The 15745-nt window shown below is 54.8% G+C and carries 13 protein-coding genes; 12 read left to right on the forward strand and 1 reads right to left on the reverse strand.

Translation table 11 applies throughout. The features are described from left to right. The first annotated feature begins 117 nt into the window (after window positions 1-117). The 3 genes from ACFFSY_RS27395 to ACFFSY_RS27405 are packed head-to-tail and all read left to right on the forward strand — an operon-like array spanning window position 118 to window position 2899. Complete coding sequence (locus ACFFSY_RS27395; RefSeq protein ID WP_377500151.1) at window positions 118-2211, forward strand: TP0910 N-terminal domain-containing protein; 2094 nt, start codon at window positions 118-120, stop codon at window positions 2209-2211. Continuing rightward, complete coding sequence (locus tag ACFFSY_RS27400) at window positions 2208-2516, forward strand: EscU/YscU/HrcU family type III secretion system export apparatus switch protein (RefSeq protein ID WP_377500153.1); 309 nt, start codon at window positions 2208-2210, stop codon at window positions 2514-2516. The genes ACFFSY_RS27395 and ACFFSY_RS27400 overlap by 4 nt, the downstream gene beginning before the upstream one ends. Further along, the gene (locus ACFFSY_RS27405; protein ID WP_377500155.1) at window positions 2513-2899 is read left to right on the forward strand and encodes a YraN family protein; all 387 of its coding nucleotides are present in this window, start codon (window positions 2513-2515) and stop codon (window positions 2897-2899) included. Before ACFFSY_RS27400 ends, ACFFSY_RS27405 begins: the two co-directional genes overlap by 4 nt. 254 nt (window positions 2900-3153) lie before the next feature. Here ACFFSY_RS27405 and ACFFSY_RS27410 read toward each other — a convergent pair whose 3' ends face one another. Beyond that, window positions 3154-4692 carry a YifB family Mg chelatase-like AAA ATPase gene (locus ACFFSY_RS27410; protein WP_377500157.1) on the reverse strand — a complete coding sequence of 513 codons (1539 nt, stop codon included), beginning with the start codon at window positions 4690-4692 and terminating at the stop codon, window positions 3154-3156. 432 nt (window positions 4693-5124) lie between these two features. Here ACFFSY_RS27410 and sucC point away from each other — a divergent pair, with 432 nt between their 5' ends. From sucC to flgB, 9 genes are all read left to right on the forward strand, one after another. Beyond that, window positions 5125-6285, forward strand: a complete 1161-nt coding sequence (gene sucC, locus ACFFSY_RS27415; protein WP_377500159.1) for an ADP-forming succinate--CoA ligase subunit beta — start codon at window positions 5125-5127, stop codon at window positions 6283-6285. Window positions 6286-6356: 71 nt separating this feature from the next. Continuing rightward, window positions 6357-7286, forward strand: coding sequence for a succinate--CoA ligase subunit alpha (gene sucD, locus ACFFSY_RS27420; protein ID WP_148928165.1), 930 nt, complete (start codon window positions 6357-6359; stop codon window positions 7284-7286). Window positions 7287-7472: 186 nt separating this feature from the next. After that, entirely contained in the window at window positions 7473-8603 is a 1131-nt protein-coding gene (gene dprA, locus ACFFSY_RS27425; RefSeq protein WP_377500161.1) for a DNA-processing protein DprA, read from the forward strand. A 25-nt stretch (window positions 8604-8628) separates the two neighbouring features. Further along, entirely contained in the window at window positions 8629-10731 is a 2103-nt protein-coding gene (topA, locus tag ACFFSY_RS27430) for a type I DNA topoisomerase (protein ID WP_377500163.1), read from the forward strand. A 41-nt stretch (window positions 10732-10772) separates the two neighbouring features. Continuing rightward, window positions 10773-12113 (forward strand): FADH(2)-oxidizing methylenetetrahydrofolate--tRNA-(uracil(54)-C(5))-methyltransferase TrmFO, encoded by a 1341-nt coding sequence (gene trmFO, locus ACFFSY_RS27435; protein WP_377500165.1) that lies wholly within the window; start codon window positions 10773-10775, stop codon window positions 12111-12113. A gap of 182 nt (window positions 12114-12295) precedes the next feature. Next, window positions 12296-12841 carry an ATP-dependent protease subunit HslV gene (gene hslV / locus ACFFSY_RS27440; protein WP_377500167.1) on the forward strand — a complete coding sequence of 182 codons (546 nt, stop codon included), beginning with the start codon at window positions 12296-12298 and terminating at the stop codon, window positions 12839-12841. A 33-nt stretch (window positions 12842-12874) separates the two neighbouring features. Then, on the forward strand, window positions 12875-14290 hold the full coding sequence (gene hslU, locus ACFFSY_RS27445; protein ID WP_377500169.1) for an ATP-dependent protease ATPase subunit HslU: 1416 nt from the start codon (window positions 12875-12877) through the stop codon (window positions 14288-14290). Window positions 14291-14321: 31 nt separating this feature from the next. After that, window positions 14322-15092, forward strand: coding sequence for a GTP-sensing pleiotropic transcriptional regulator CodY (gene codY / locus ACFFSY_RS27450; RefSeq protein WP_377500170.1), 771 nt, complete (start codon window positions 14322-14324; stop codon window positions 15090-15092). A 245-nt stretch (window positions 15093-15337) separates the two neighbouring features. Further along, on the forward strand, window positions 15338-15745 hold the full coding sequence (gene flgB / locus ACFFSY_RS27455; protein ID WP_377500453.1) for a flagellar basal body rod protein FlgB: 408 nt from the start codon (window positions 15338-15340) through the stop codon (window positions 15743-15745).

Raw genomic sequence — 15745 nt, forward strand, 5'->3', positions numbered from 1 at the left:
AAAGGTTAACAGGAATCGCGTTTTTGCCGATAATAAGGCTAATAGCGTGAGCCTGGCAAGGCTTGGCGCATCGAGGGGCGGATGGGCCGCTTAGGTGGGCGAGAGGAGGAATGTCGCATGAATATCGGTCAGGTTATGCGAGGTCTAGTGGGGGATGTCCAGCAGGGCGAAGGCAAGGCGCTTGAATTGAAGGCTGGTCAAGTCGTACGGGGCGTCGTTCTACAGACAATGGACGATAACGAGGCGCTGATCCAGATTGGTTCAAGTCAGGTGCGGGCGAAGCTGGAGACGAGTTTGGCTCCCGGACAAAGCGCGATGTTTCAAGTTCAGCCTCAGACGGACAACGGTCCGATCGTCATGAAGACGGTGGATGCGCAAACCGCTACCCCCTCCGATGAAACGGTGAAAGAATGGGTTAAGTCACTCGGATTGCCAGAGACGAAGTGGGCGGGGGAGCTGGTTCGCGATTTGCGCCGAAGCGGTATTACGCTGAATAAGCAAGTAATCGGGCAGTTTCTGCAAGCTGCGGAGATGAAGCCTGCCAAAGTCGACATGCAGAGCTGGATGCAAACCGCTGCCGTTGCCGTGAAGCGGGGGCTGCCAATGACGGAAACGACTATGAATTCGCTCCATCAGGCGCTGAGCGGACCGCCGGTGCACGAGCTGCTTCAGAAGCTGGAGAGCGGACTAGCGCAATTTCTCGGACCGGCGCAAAATTCGGATGGAGGGAGCGGAAGCCCCACGCAGGCGGCGGCTGCAAGAGTTGCCCAGCTGCTGGCGGAAGGCGCGGATTTGATGCAGCTGCCGGAAGAAAGTGAATCATCCACGACGCGTGGCGGCAAATCCGGCGTTGTCACACAATCCGTTGGGGCAGGGGAGTCCATGCCGCAGAAGATGGAGCCGCCGGATGAACGTGCGGGCAGCAAGTCGGCTCAGCCTGCTCCGGTGCCGGTTTCGGCTCAAGGCGACGGCCGCGTCGCGAGGCAAGCGGACGTCAGCACGACTACTCGCAATCAGCTCGGAGGCGCGTTAGGTCAGCTTATGAAGTGGTTCGGCGTGGATCATGAACGATTGCTTGCGCAGGCTGTCCGTGATGAGCAGCCGATCGTAGAAGCTGGCACAGACAATCTTGAACAAGCCGAAAATACGCGGCAAGGAGCAAGGACTGCAGAGCAGCAGCGGACGCCGCAGCAAGTTGCTCAGGCCGCTCAGACGCCACTGTTGGCAAGGGGGCAAGAAATAGCCGCAGCTGCCCACACATCTCAGTTGACAGCTTCTACGGCTTCACAGCAGTCGACAACGCCTGCGGCTGCGGCTTCTACGTCGCCGCAGGGAGCAGAAGCTCGCCCTTCTACGCCCGTGGATTCGCAGCAAGGTGCGCAAGCGGCACGAGTCACGCTGCCCTCGCAGCAAGGAAGCGCGGCTACGCCAGTCGACCAGTCGCCGCAATCCCATAAGCAGGCGCAAGCGCAGGAAGCGGTTAAGCCTGCTGATAATACGACCGATCAAGCGGGCAAAGTTCCGGGTACGGGCTTGCCGGATCGCAGTGGGGGATCGGGCTTGACGGAGCGAGCGGCGTTCGCGCAGGGGCAATTGACGCAAACGGCCGATATGATAAGTGCAGGGGCAAGAGCGGAGTCGTCAAGCCCGGCGGATAATATGAAACATGCGCTGATGTCACTGGCTGGTAGCGACGATGTCCCTCCAGCGCTCAAGGAGACCGCGCAGCAGCTTATTCAGCAAATTACCGGACAACAGCTGCTATTGTCACCCGAACGCAACGGATCGCCATTTACGCATGTGACGATGTTTATTCCACTTAAGACGGCTAATGGCGACCAGACAGCTTCGATTCATATTCAGACGCGGAGAGGGCGCAAAGGCGAACTGGACGCGGACAACTGCCGGCTCATGTTTGATTTGCGCATGAAATCGCTGGGCGATACAATCGTCGATGTGCAAGTCGTGGACAAGATCGTTTCGCTTCGGCTATGGAACGATCATCCAGCCATCGAGAGCTTGCTTGACGGCTCGCGCTCGGAAATTACGGAGGCATTGAAACAAGCCGGTTATCAGCTGTCTTCGCTGCGCGCTACGCCGCTGCCGGATCGTCTCGCATTTGCTTCCGACACGCCGTCCGCGGTGGCGCCATCGCCCGTCCAAACGGCTTATGCGTCCAAACCCTACAAGGGGGTGGACTATCGGGCATGAAGCAAAATCAATCAAGCGGCAAGAGGCAGCCATCGCCTGCGAAAAAAGCGGTCGCATTAAAGTACGAGCCGGGGAAAGGCTCGGCTCCGGTCGTCGTCGCGAAAGGAAGCGGCAGAATCGCAGACGCCATCGTCGAGAAAGCCGCCGAGAACGGGGTGCCCGTACAGGAAGATAAATCGCTCGTCGAAGTGTTGGCGAAGCTGGATATTGCCCAGGAAATTCCACCCGAATTGTATATGCTTGTAGCTGAGATTCTAAGCTTTGTTTATCGTTCGGACAAACGGGCGGGAGAGCAGCGGTCATGACCGCGCGGCAGCCGCATCGCAGCCGAAGAAACGCGACGGGCAAGCTCGGCGAAGAGATTGCGACGAGACACTTCATGTCCGAAGGCTACCGGATCTTGAACCGGAATTGGCGCTGCAGGTCGGGGGAATTGGATCTCGTGGCGGAGTATGAGGGCACGATCGTCGTTATCGAGGTTAGAACGCGGACTTCCGGAGGGCGATTCGGCACCGCTGCCGAATCGGTCGATTATCGGAAGCAGTACCGGGTGCGCTCGCTTGCCGAAGTTTATTTGCGTCAGAACGGGTACGCCGGCGTGCCCGTACGTTTCGACGTCGCGGCTATCACGTTGGATCGGTTCACGGACGAGGTAGCGGAGTTTCGTCATATCGAGTCTGCGTTCTGATCGTTCACGTATACTAGAAACCTCCTTGTTACCCTGCTTGATGCTAAGCACGCGTATCGCGCCGCATCGGAGGCGGGGGAGCAAGGAGGTTCTTGTCTTGGCGGACGACTAGGTGTAACGCGTTACACCTAGTCGTCCGTTGCTTGATCAGGGAGCATGGAGTATCGCACCAAGGAGAGGAATAATGGGTTCTGCTTGCTATTCGAGTGTTCGGCTGTTTAAGTGGAGCTGCATTGTTGGCTAACGATAACCGCTTAATGCGCATGCAAGTTGCGGTCGAGGCTTCGGTATCCGATCGCCTCCGCGACATGCTGCGCGTCGACGAGTTCGGAACGCTCCATATCCGCGATCGTACGGGCGAGCTTCAATATGCGATCATGCGCGCGAAGACTTACGCCTAGTGAATCGAAAGCTAATTTAAGTAATTCGTTCGCCTCCCTGGTACGGGATACGGCACGTTGAAGCGAGGCGCCGGCCAATTCCGCAAGAGGCGCTCCCGTAAGTTTGTTCCGTTCCTGTCCGCGGGCATGGGCATCTAGAACATGCGTACGCATCTCGGCGGAGGACATCCCTGGTTGAAGCTCCTCCGCGTTGGCCGGCCGAGCGACTTCGATGTGCATATCGATCCGATCCAGCAAGGGGCCGGAGATTTTGGCGCGATAACGCGAAATCGCAAGTTCGCTGCACTGACAGCGCTTATCCTCCATATCATGACCGAAATAACCGCACGGGCAGGGATTCATGGAGCTGGCGAGCAGGAAACGAGCTGGGAAACGAAAAACGGCTCTCGAACGCGCGATGGTCACATCCCGATCTTCGAGCGGCTGACGGAGAACTTCAAGCGCATTTCTCGAGAACTCAGGCAGCTCGTCCAAAAAGAGGACGCCATGATGCGCGAGCGTCGCTTCGCCTGGTCTAGGAATTGAACCTCCTCCAATGAGACCCGCAGCCGATATCGTATGGTGGGGCGTCCGAAAAGGGCGTTCGCGCAGCAGCGAATGGACACCTTGCGGAAGTTTGCCAGCCGAGCTGTAGATCTTGGTGACCTGCAGCGCCTCTTCTTCCCCAAGGGGCGGCATGATGCCGGGAAGCCGTCGGGCAAGCATCGTTTTGCCCGTACCCGGCGGGCCGCTGAATAAAACGTTATGATTGCCGGCGGCGGCGATCATGAGAGCTCGCTTCGCATGATGCTGGCCGAGAACGTCGCCGAAATCGCCATGCACAGGACGCTCTGCTCCCTTAGGCAGATGCGACACCGAGGCAGGGTCGAAACGGAGCGATTCCCATCGTTCTAAGCCGCCCTGAAGTTGGCTCAAATGCCGTAAGGCGAACAGCTCCATGCCACCGATAAAGGAGGCCTCCGGCGCATTGTCGGCCGGGAGGAGAACTTTTCTCATGCCGCTTAACTTGGCCTGCTCGACCATGGCCAAGACGCCTGGCACAGCCCGCACCTCGCCGCTAAGCGCCAATTCTCCAAGCACGAGCGTCCCGCTTAAGGTTTCCGGCTTCAGCTGCGCGCTTGCAGCCAGGATCGACGCGGCGATCGCCAGATCGAACGCGGTGCCTTCCTTACGCAGGTCGGCGGGAGCCAAATTAATCGTGATGCGTTCCAGCGGGAAAGTGAACCCGCAGTTCTTAATTGCAGCCCTTACCCGCTCCACGGATTCGCGTACGGCGGGGTCAGGCAGTCCGACGACGTTCACTTGGGGCAGACCGCTCGCGATATCCGCTTCTACCGCGATTAATTTCCCTTCGATTCCATATACGCTTGCGCCACATATCGCGACAAACACAAAAAAAGCACCTCCGTCATTTCGGATGAAGGTGCTTCCTCACAAATCCGTTCCACATTTTGATTATCCTCATCATAGAGGGCAATTCGTCAAGTGTCAATCGGCAGCAGCGATGCTCGTTCTCTGGGAGAATGCGCGTCTATGTAGGATGTCGGGCGATTTGGCTCATGGCTCATATTTTGACATGCGAACGGACATCCTACCCTTTGGCTGTATTGTTGCATGCAACTGTGCGCCAGGTGGATTCATCATGCGACTTTACGTGAGCAGGATGCTTCTATCATCTCATTTTGAGATGAAATCCATATCAAAATAACGCGGTTTTTCTACACAGAAAATAAGGTAATAGCTGACGGATGTATGTTACAATAGTGAAGGTTTTTTGTGTGTACATACGTAGTATTTTGACTGCGGATAGGAGGATTTTCGTCAATGAATATCCATGAGTATCAAGGCAAAGAAGTGCTTAAGCAGTATGGTGTAGTCGTACCTGAAGGCAAAGTTGCATTCACGGTTGACGAAGCGGTGGCGGCTGCGGAATCGCTCGGCACCCAAGTCGTTGTCGTAAAAGCGCAAATCCATGCAGGCGGCCGCGGTAAAGCAGGCGGCGTTAAAGTTGCCAAAAACTTGGACGAGGTACGTGCGTACGCATCCGAAATTCTCGGCAAGACGCTCGTGACGCACCAAACGGGACCTGAAGGCAAAGAAGTTAAGCGCTTGCTTATCGAGCAAGGCTGCGACATTAAGAAAGAATACTACGTTGGCGTAGTCGTGGATCGCGGGACTGGCCGCGTCGTCATGATGGCGTCCGAAGAGGGCGGCACGGAGATCGAAGAAGTTGCCGCGCACACGCCGGAGAAAATTTTCAAAGAAGTGATCGATCCAGCTGTCGGCCTCCAGCCGTTCCAAGCGAAGAAGCTGGCGTTCGCCATCAATATCCCGAACGAGCTCGTCAACAAAGCGGCGAACTTCATGATCGCGCTGTACACAGCGTTCGTGGACAAGGACTGCTCGATCGCAGAAATCAACCCGCTCGTCGTGACCGGCGACGGCAACGTAATGGCGCTGGACGCCAAATTGAACTTCGATTCCAACGCGCTGTACCGTCACAAAGACATTCAAGCGCTGCGTGACCTGGACGAAGAAGATGCGAAAGAAATCGAAGCATCCAAATTCGATCTAAGCTACATCGCGCTCGACGGCAACATCGGCTGTATGGTTAACGGCGCAGGTCTTGCCATGGCGACGATGGACATCATCAAGTACTACGGCGGCGACCCTGCCAACTTCCTCGACGTTGGGGGCGGCGCTACGAAAGAGAAAGTTACCGAAGCATTCAAAATCATTCTCTCCGACGATAAAGTCAAAGGGATCTTCGTTAACATCTTCGGCGGCATCATGCAGTGCGATATTATCGCGGAAGGCGTTATCGCCGCTGCCAGAGAGCTCGGACTCGACCGTCCGCTCGTCGTTCGTCTCGAAGGCACGAACGTGGAACTCGGCAAGAAGCTGCTGAACGAATCCGGACTGAACATCGTCGCTGCCGAATCCATGTCCGACGGTGCGCAGAAGATCGTCGAGCTCGTAAAGTAATACCTTACTTGTAGCCCGCGAGCCGCTGGCGCCGCGGCATATGAATTCATACAGGGGATGTGAGTCTCGAAATGAGTATCTTGGTTGACAAAAATACAAAAGTCATTACTCAAGGCATCACGGGCAAAACAGCGTTGTTCCACGCCAAGGGCGCACTCGACTACGGTACGCAAATGGTTGGCGGCACTTCGCCAGGCAAAGGCGGCACGACCGTCGATATTAAACTGGAGAACGGCGAAACGAAATCGCTGCCAGTATTCAACACGGTTGTCGAAGCCGTAGCGGCAACAGGCGCTACCGCATCGGTCATTTACGTACCGCCTGCATTCGCTGCAGACGCGATCTTGGAAGCGGTAGACGCGCAGCTGGACCTCGTCATTTGTATCACAGAAGGCATTCCGGTTCTGGACATGGTGAAAGTCTCCCGTTACATGGAAGGCAAGAAAACCCGCCTGATCGGTCCTAACTGCCCGGGCGTCATCACGCCAGGCGAGTGCAAAATCGGCATTATGCCGGGTTACATCCACACGAAAGGCCATGTAGGCGTCGTATCCCGCAGCGGAACGCTCACGTACGAAGCGGTCCATCAGCTGACGACTCGCGGCATTGGCCAATCGTCTGCAGTCGGCATCGGCGGCGACCCGGTTAAAGGTTCCGAGTTCATCGATATTCTGAGCATGTTCAACGACGATCCGAACACGTACGCGGTCATCATGATCGGCGAAATCGGCGGATCGGCCGAAGAAGAAGCAGCAGAGTGGGTTAAAGCGAACATGAAGAAACCGGTAGTCGGTTTCATCGGCGGCGCAACGGCGCCTCCAGGCAAACGCATGGGTCACGCGGGCGCGATCATCTCCGGCGGCAAAGGTACGGCAGCCGAGAAAATCGCAACGCTGGAAGCTTGCGGCATCAAAGTAGCGCCTACTCCGTCGGATATGGGTTCCACGCTCGTATCCGTGCTCGAAGAGCAAGGTCTGCTCGAGAAATGTAAAACTCATTAATCATAGCGAAGCTTAAGGTAAGCAACCTTTCGATTTTCCGAATTTTCGGAAACGAAAGGTTGCTTTTTTTAATTTTTAAGAAAAATTACGATCTTATCGAAGGTTGCGGCTTGCAATCTGTTTCCTGGTCAAGCACAATAGGGTAAGGATGCGGGTCCGCCCTTCGAAGAAGGGACGGATGTATTAATGAAGCAAAATAATCAATCGATCATGGAGGCTATCATCATTGTCCTCCACGAAACGACAGGCATTGGCTGGCAGACGATTCGGAAGGTCGTCCAGCATGGAGCGTGGGAGCAATATGCCGATTACGCCCCTGCCGATTGGCAGCATCAGTTCGGCATGAAGCCAGAGATTGCAATCGCGGCTTGCGTTGCGATGCGAAGAGCGGCTGCGGAGAATCTAAGAGAGGCTGCGCGTGAGAGAGGCATTGAGCTGCTCACCCCGTGTCAGAATGATTATCCTAAGCTGCTTCGACATATCCCCCAGCCGCCATGGGTGCTGTATGCAATAGGGCGCAAGGAGTTGCTGGAGGGCCCTGGCGTCGCCATAGTGGGTACGCGAGGTCCGACGGCATACGGACGAAGAGCGGCGCTGGATTTATCCAAAGCGCTGGCATCAAGAGGGTTAACGATCGTAAGCGGGATGGCGCGGGGCATCGATGCTCTCGCGCATGAGGGAGCGATCCGTGAAGCAGGATCAACGATCGCTGTACTCGGTACGCCAGTTAACGTCGTCTATCCGCCGCAAAATCGCGGTTTATACGCACAATTGCAGGAGCAGGGGCTTATTTTGTCCGAAGTGCCGCCCGGCACGCCGTTTCATCCCGGACATTTTCCGCTGCGCAACCGGATTATTGCCGGATTATCGGTGGGGACGGTTGTGATCGAGGCTGCCGAACGAAGCGGTTCGCTTATCACGGCTATGCAGGCGCTGGATATGTCGCGCGAAGTGTTCGCGGTACCCGGGCCGATCTCTTCGCCCAAGAGCGCTGGCACGAACCGGCTGATTCGCGAATGCGGGGCTAAACTGATCACCGATGCCGAGCACGTAATTGAAGAATTTCCTTGGATGCCCGCCTTAATACAGCATGAGAACAAGCAACGGACGCGTACCGGATCTGCCCCCTTAGAGCAGCCGGCCATGAGCGTCGAAGAGGACCATATCTACAGGTTATTGCAGGATAGAACCCGGACGTTGGACGAGCTGCACGAGGCCACTGGCTATCCTTTTGGACTTTTGCACGCGATTCTGATAAATTTAACTATAAAACGGAAGATTGAACAGCATCCCGGTTCATTATACAGCGTTACATAGCGGTTAACGGAGAGGAGGACGCATTATGGCAGCAGATTCGCTCGTTATTGTCGAGTCGCCGGCTAAAGCCAAGACAATCGGCAAGTACCTTGGCAGCAAGTTTATCGTCAAAGCTTCCATGGGTCATATTCGCGATTTGCCCAAGAGCCAGATCGGCGTTGAGGTCGAGAACGATTTCAACCCTAAATATATTACGATTCGCGGTAAAGGCAGCGTTCTCAAGGAATTGAAGGATGCCAGCAAGAAAGTGAAAAAAGTGTATCTCGCAGCTGACCCCGATCGCGAAGGCGAAGCGATCGCATGGCACTTGGCGCATTATTTGGAACTGAACGAGAAAGATCAATGCCGCGTCGTATTCAACGAAATTACGAAGCAGGCCGTCAAGGACGCTTTCAAGACCCCGCGACCGATCAATATGGATTTGGTGAACGCCCAGCAGGCGCGTCGCATTCTCGATCGTCTAGTTGGCTACAAGATCAGCCCGCTCTTATGGAAGAAAGTTAAGAAGGGGCTGTCGGCTGGACGCGTGCAGTCGGTTGCGGTCAAACTGATCATTGATCGCGAGAATGAGATCGACGCGTTCGTGCCGGAAGAATATTGGACGATCACCGCCCAGCTGAAGCACGGGAACTCCACATTCGAAGCGAAGTTCTACGGCATGAACGGCGAGAAGCGGGAGCTCGGCAACGAACAGGAAGTGCAGGAAGTGCTCTCCGCCATGGGGACCGGAACGTTCCAAGTCGCCGACGTGCGGGAGAAGGAACGGCTGCGCAATCCGGCGCCGCCGTTCATTACGAGTTCATTGCAGCAGGAGGCAGCGCGGAAGATCGGTTTCCGGGCTTCCAAGACGATGTCGGTTGCGCAGCAGCTGTACGAAGGCGTCGATCTTGGCAAAGAAGGTACAGTCGGTTTAATCACGTACATGCGTACGGATTCGACGCGGATTTCGCCTGTTGCGCAGGAAGAGGCGAAAGGGTATATCGAAGAGAAGTACGGCCCTTCGTTCGTGCCCGATCAGCCGAGAATCTACACGAAGAAGAACAGCAACACCCAGGACGCGCACGAAGCGATTCGTCCGACGTCGGTGCTGCGGGATCCGGAATCGGTGAAGGAATTTTTGAGCCGGGATCAATTCCGTCTGTACAAACTGGTATGGGAACGGTTCGTCGCCAGCCAAATGGCTTCAGCCGTTCTGGATACGATGACCGTTGATTTGACGGTAGGTTCGGCGACGTTCCGCGCTGCCGGATCGAAGGTCAAATTCCACGGTTTCATGAAGATTTACGTAGAAGGTAACGACGACGGCACGACCGAGGAGGAGAAGTTCCTTCCGCCGCTGGCCGTCGGCAATGAGGCGACTTCGGAAGCGATCGAGCCGAAGCAGCACTTTACTCAACCGCCTCCGCGTTATACGGAAGCCAGACTGGTCCGCACGATGGAAGAGGTCGGAATCGGCCGTCCGAGTACGTACGCGCCTACGCTGGAGACGATACAGAAACGCGGGTACGTCGCGATCGAGGAGAAGAAATTCGTCCCGACGGAGCTTGGCGAGCTGGTTATCCAACTAATGGAGGAATTTTTCCCCGAGATTCTGGATGCCGAGTTCACCGCTCATATGGAAGGCGACCTTGACCATGTCGAGGAAGGCACGGAGAATTGGGTCCGCGTGCTTGGACAATTCTACGAGTCGTTCGAGAAACGGTTGGAAGTAGCCGAAGACGAAATGAAAGAAATCGAAATTCAAGATGAAATTTCCGACGAGACATGCGAGAAGTGCGGCAAACATATGGTGTACAAGATGGGGCGTTTCGGCAAGTTCCTAGCGTGCTCCGGATTCCCGGATTGTCGTAATACGAAACCGATCGTGAAAGACATCGGCGTCGAATGTCCGAAATGTCACGAAGGGAAAATCATCGAGCGGCGAAGCAAGAAGGGACGCGTATTCTACGGATGCGATCAGTACCCGGGCTGCGATTACGTCTCGTGGGATAAACCGGTTAGCAAACCGTGTCCTTCCTGCGGAGGACCGATGGTGGAGAAGCGCAACCGCAGCGGAGCCAAGCATGTGTGCACCCAATGCGATTTCTCCGAGGAATTGGTGGAAGAGGCGGATCAGGCGGAAGGTTGAATCCAGCCTGATTTCGCATAGAAGAAAGGTAGGTACACGTTTTGTCAGAACAGCAGCAGCGAGTAACCGTAATCGGCGCGGGCTTGGCGGGAAGCGAAGCCGCATGGCAAATTGCTTCCCAGGGCGTACCCGTGACATTGTACGAAATGCGTCCGGAGACCAAGACGCCGGCGCATCACACGAATAATTTCGCCGAGTTGGTGTGCAGCAACAGCCTTCGCGCGAACGGGCTTCAGAACGCGGTAGGCGTCCTGAAAGAAGAGATGCGTCGCATGAAGTCCCTCATCATGGATTGCGCGGACCGCAACGCGGTTCCGGCAGGAGGGGCTTTGGCCGTAGACCGGGACGGATTCTCCGGGGATGTCACACGATTGTTGAAGGAGCATCCGCTTGTCGAGGTGCGCACGGAAGAAGTGAAACAAATCCCGCAGGACGGCATTGTCGTCATCGCGACGGGGCCGCTTACGGCGGACAGCCTTTCGAAGGAAATTCAGGCGTTACTGGGCGAAGAATATTTCTACTTCTACGATGCGGCTGCGCCGATCGTGGAGAAAGATTCGATCGATATGTCGAAAGTATACCTGGCTTCCAGATATGACAAAGGCGAGGCGGCATACCTGAACTGCCCGATGACGGAAGAAGAATTCAATGTCTTCTACGACGCGATTATTACGGCCGAGACCGCAGCGCTCAAGGAATTCGAGAAGGAACAATATTTCGAGGGCTGCATGCCGATCGAAGTTATGATGCGCCGGGGCAAGCAGACCGCACTGTTCGGTCCGATGAAGCCGGTTGGTCTCATCAACCCGCACACTGGCAAATTGCCGTACGCGGTCGTTCAACTTCGTCAAGATAACGCGGCAGGCACGCTGTACAATCTGGTCGGATTCCAGACCCATCTGAAGTGGGGCGAGCAGAAGCGCGTCTTCTCGCTTATTCCGGGTTTGGAGCAGGCGGAGTTCGTTCGCTTCGGCGTCATGCACCGCAATACGTTCATCAACTCGCCTAAACTCATGAAGCCTACGTATCAGTTTGCGCGCAGAGACAATCTATTCTTCGCCGGCCAAATGACCGGGGTCGAAGGGTACGTCGAATCGGCCGCATCCGGACTGATCGCCGGGCTGAATGCAGGACGATTGGCGCGCGGGTTGGATCCGATCGTGATGCCAGAGGATACGACGCTCGGCAGCATGGCGCATTATATCACGACTGCCGATTTTAAACATTTTCAGCCGATGAACGCGAATTTTGGTTTGTTCCCGCCGCTGGAGAAGCGAATGAAAGGGAAGAAAGAAAAGAATGAGGCCATTGCCGGCCGCGCGTTGGACCGGTTAGCGCTTTTCCAAGCTGAGAATTTGGAAGGCAACCCGGTACAAGGTTAACATCTGATTATCCGATTGATCCGAGCAACACGTGGAAGCAACGTTACTTAATAAGATCAACCGCAGCGGGAACCGGTATGCCGGCCGCTGTTTCCTTTTTGATAATCGAACATTAGCATGTCAAGTTGACATCGTTCTTCATAGATGGAATGGATTCTATTAGGCGGATTGGGGGCAGTGCAATGGAAATGCAGTTTCATGCCACGACGATCTGTGCGGTGAGGCATAACGGGCAAGGCGCAATCGCGGGCGACGGACAGGTTACGTTCGGCAACAGTATGGTCATGAAACATCAGGCCAAGAAAGTACGCCGTTTATATCGCGGTCAAGTCGTCGCGGGTTTTGCGGGTTCGGTTGCAGATGCCATAGCGTTGTTCGAGAAATTCGAGGGCAAATTGGAGGAGCATCATGGCAATCTGCAGCGTGCGGCCGTCGAGCTTGCCAAAGACTGGCGGTCGGATCGGGTACTGCGCAAGCTGGAAGCCATGATGATTGTTATGGATAAGAGCGGCATGCTCCTCATTTCGGGCGGCGGCGAAATTATCGAACCGGACGACGGCGTGCTGGCCATCGGTTCGGGCGGCAGCTTTGCATTAGCAGCCGCGCGTGCGTTGAAGGGCCATGCCTCGAATATGGAAGCGAAAGACATGGCGCGCGCTGCCTTGGAGATCGCCGCGGATATATGCGTATTCACGAATCGGAATATTGTTGTGGAAGAGCTGGAGTAATTGGACGACACCACTCGGACGGAGGGATAATCGATGGGAAATGAAGCGTTAACGCCGCGTCAAATCGTCGCTGAGCTGGACAAATATATCATTGGTCAAAAATCGGCTAAACGTTCGGTGGCGGTCGCACTGCGTAACCGGTACCGCCGCAGCCGGCTGGATGAAGCGTTGCGGGATGAGATCGTGCCGAAAAACATTTTGATGATCGGACCGACAGGTGTAGGGAAAACTGAAATTGCGCGGAGACTGGCGAAGCTCGTGAACGCCCCATTCGTCAAAGTGGAGGCGACAAAGTTTACGGAAGTCGGCTACGTGGGCCGCGATGTGGAGTCGATGGTTCGCGATCTGGTGGAAACGGCAATCCGCATGGTGAAGGCCGAGAAAACCGAGCAGGTTCGCGACCGCGCAGAGAAACAGGCGAACGAGCGAATTGTGACACTGCTCGTGCCATCGGCCACGAAGCCGAAGAGCGGTAAGAATCCACTTGAAATGCTGTTTGGCGGTCAGTCCGGCAAGGATGAAGCGGAAGAGCCGCAGGAGCACGATCCTTCTCTCCTTGACCGGCGCAAATCCGTCAAGGAGCAGCTGGAAGCCGGCAAACTCGAAAACCAGACCATCGAGATCGACGTCGAAGACACGACTCCGACGATGCTCGACATGTTATCCGGTCAAGGGGGCATGGGAGACGCGGGCGGTATGGGCGGCATGAATATGCAGGAACTATTCGGCCAGCTCATGCCGAAGCGGACGAAGAAACGCAAGCTGCCGATTAAGGAAGCGCGTAAAGTATTGACGCAAGAAGAAGCGAACAAACTAATCAATATGGATGACGTCATCTCGGAGTCGATTGTTCGGGCGGAACAGAGCGGTATTATTTTCATCGACGAAATTGATAAAATCGCCAGTCCATCTCGCGGCTCCGGCCCTGACGTTTCCCGCGAAGGCGTCCAACGCGACATTTTGCCAATCGTGGAAGGGTCGACCGTCGTCACGAAATACGGCTCCGTCAAAACGGATTATATTTTATTCATCGCGGCAGGTGCATTCCATGTGGCGAAACCTTCGGATTTGATTCCAGAACTCCAAGGTCGTTTCCCGATTCGCGTCGAGCTGACGAGTCTGAGCATGGAAGACTTTGTCCGTATATTAACGGAACCGAAGAATGCGCTAACGAAGCAGTACACGGCGCTCCTGGAGACCGAAGGCATAGAGATTGAATTTTCGGAAGATGCCATTAAGGAATTGGCGACGATTGCTTCCGATGTCAACATAAATACCGAGAACATCGGCGCGCGCAGACTGCATACCATTTTGGAGAAGCTGCTCGAAGACTTATCATTCGAAGCGCCGGAGCTTTCACTTGAACGTCTCACCATCACACCGGAATATGTGAGGGAGAAGTTAGGAAATATTGCGAAGAACCGTGATTTGAGTCAATATATTTTATAAAGGTACGGACAGGATCGTAGGAGGCTTACTAATGATTTTACTTGCAAAAACTAGAACGCTTAACCGGCTGCTGCAGCGGGCGGCCGGAGGAGCGCTCAATTTCCGGGAAATGGCGGAGGTGCTGTGCACAACGATACAAGCGGACGTCTTTGTCGTCAGCCGGAGAGGGAAAGTGCTCGGTTGCGCGGCAGTAGGACCGTTTCAACACGAGCAGCTGAGAGCTCTTCCGTCAGAGGAGCTCAGATTCCCCGTTGAAAGCAACGATCGGTTCATGCACATGCAGGAGACCGTGACCAACGTTGCGCCGGATGAAGGGATTCGCGATTCGTTCCCAGCTATGGCAGGAGCGGAGAAAATGACGGTCGTGCCGATTGTTGGCGGACGCGATAGGCTGGGCACGCTTGTACTGCTGCGCAATGCCGAACCGTTCGGAGACGATGACCTGATTTTGGCGGAATACGGCTCGACCATTGTGGGGATGGAAATTTTGCGTGAACGCGCAGAGGAGATCGAGCAGGAAGCCAGAAGTCGCGCGGTAGTCGCGGTTGCGGTTGGATCCTTGTCGTTCAGCGAGCAAGAAGCGGTCGAGCATATTTTCGATGAATTGGACGGGAAGGAAGGTCTGCTCGTCGCTTCCAAAATCGCAGACCGTGTCGGGATTACCCGGTCGGTTATCGTGAATGCGTTGCGCAAACTGGAAAGTGCCGGCGTAATTGAGACGCGCTCCCTTGGCATGAAAGGGACATATATCAAAATCCTTAATCCTCAGCTCATATTGGAGCTGAAGAAGAATAAGGAATAACAGTTTCTTAACAGAAAACTAACAGCATTTTCAAACACCTAAAGTCCTATCTGACTAAAAGATAGGGCTTTTTTCTTATTGTATTCTAGGTCCGAAAAATAGAATATTAGTTTGTCGATCTTAATCGACACGATATCCAGGAAAACCATATAAACTTTTGTCGAACAAAGAAGGAATGTCAGACAATCTGTTGAATATCTAGAGAAGACACCATGAAAACACTATGAAAATGGGGGTATTGAATGATGAACCTCTTGAATGGAGCGCACTTCAACCGTTTGGAAGGTGCGATTGGCGCCTCGGAAATGCGACAACGTGTCATTTCGAACAACATCGCCAATGCGGATACACCAAAATTCAAGCGTTCGGATGTCCTTTTTGAAGAGACACTTCAACAATCCATGGGAGCTTCGGCCGGACTAGCGGGGCGCCTTACCAATACGAGGCATATTCCGATTGGCAACAGCGGGTCGAAGCCTCAAGGGAAAGTGGTCACCGACGAGTCGACGATCATGAACAACAACGAGAACAACGTCGATATCGACCGCGAGATGACATTGCTTGCCAAGAACCAGTTGAATTACAACTTCTATATCCAGCAATTGAACCATGACGTGAAGATGATGCGGACCGGCATCGATGGGAGGGCTTAA

Source organism: Paenibacillus aurantiacus (genome assembly GCF_042431225.1).
GTDB lineage: Bacteria > Bacillota > Bacilli > Paenibacillales > Paenibacillaceae > Paenibacillus_Z > Paenibacillus_Z aurantiacus.

Coding starts and splice junctions, on each gene's coding strand:
- topA (WP_377500163.1), top strand. CDS start 8,629: ATGGCAGCAGATTCGCTCGTTATTGTCGAGTCGCCGGCTAAAGCCAAG.
- dprA (WP_377500161.1), top strand. CDS start 7,473: ATGAAGCAAAATAATCAATCGATCATGGAGGCTATCATCATTGTCCTC.
- ACFFSY_RS27395 (WP_377500151.1), top strand. CDS start 118: ATGAATATCGGTCAGGTTATGCGAGGTCTAGTGGGGGATGTCCAGCAG.
- ACFFSY_RS27405 (WP_377500155.1), top strand. CDS start 2,513: ATGACCGCGCGGCAGCCGCATCGCAGCCGAAGAAACGCGACGGGCAAG.
- hslU (WP_377500169.1), top strand. CDS start 12,875: ATGGGAAATGAAGCGTTAACGCCGCGTCAAATCGTCGCTGAGCTGGAC.
- sucC (WP_377500159.1), top strand. CDS start 5,125: ATGAATATCCATGAGTATCAAGGCAAAGAAGTGCTTAAGCAGTATGGT.
- codY (WP_377500170.1), top strand. CDS start 14,322: ATGATTTTACTTGCAAAAACTAGAACGCTTAACCGGCTGCTGCAGCGG.
- ACFFSY_RS27400 (WP_377500153.1), top strand. CDS start 2,208: ATGAAGCAAAATCAATCAAGCGGCAAGAGGCAGCCATCGCCTGCGAAA.
- sucD (WP_148928165.1), top strand. CDS start 6,357: ATGAGTATCTTGGTTGACAAAAATACAAAAGTCATTACTCAAGGCATC.
- hslV (WP_377500167.1), top strand. CDS start 12,296: ATGGAAATGCAGTTTCATGCCACGACGATCTGTGCGGTGAGGCATAAC.
- flgB (WP_377500453.1), top strand. CDS start 15,338: ATGAACCTCTTGAATGGAGCGCACTTCAACCGTTTGGAAGGTGCGATT.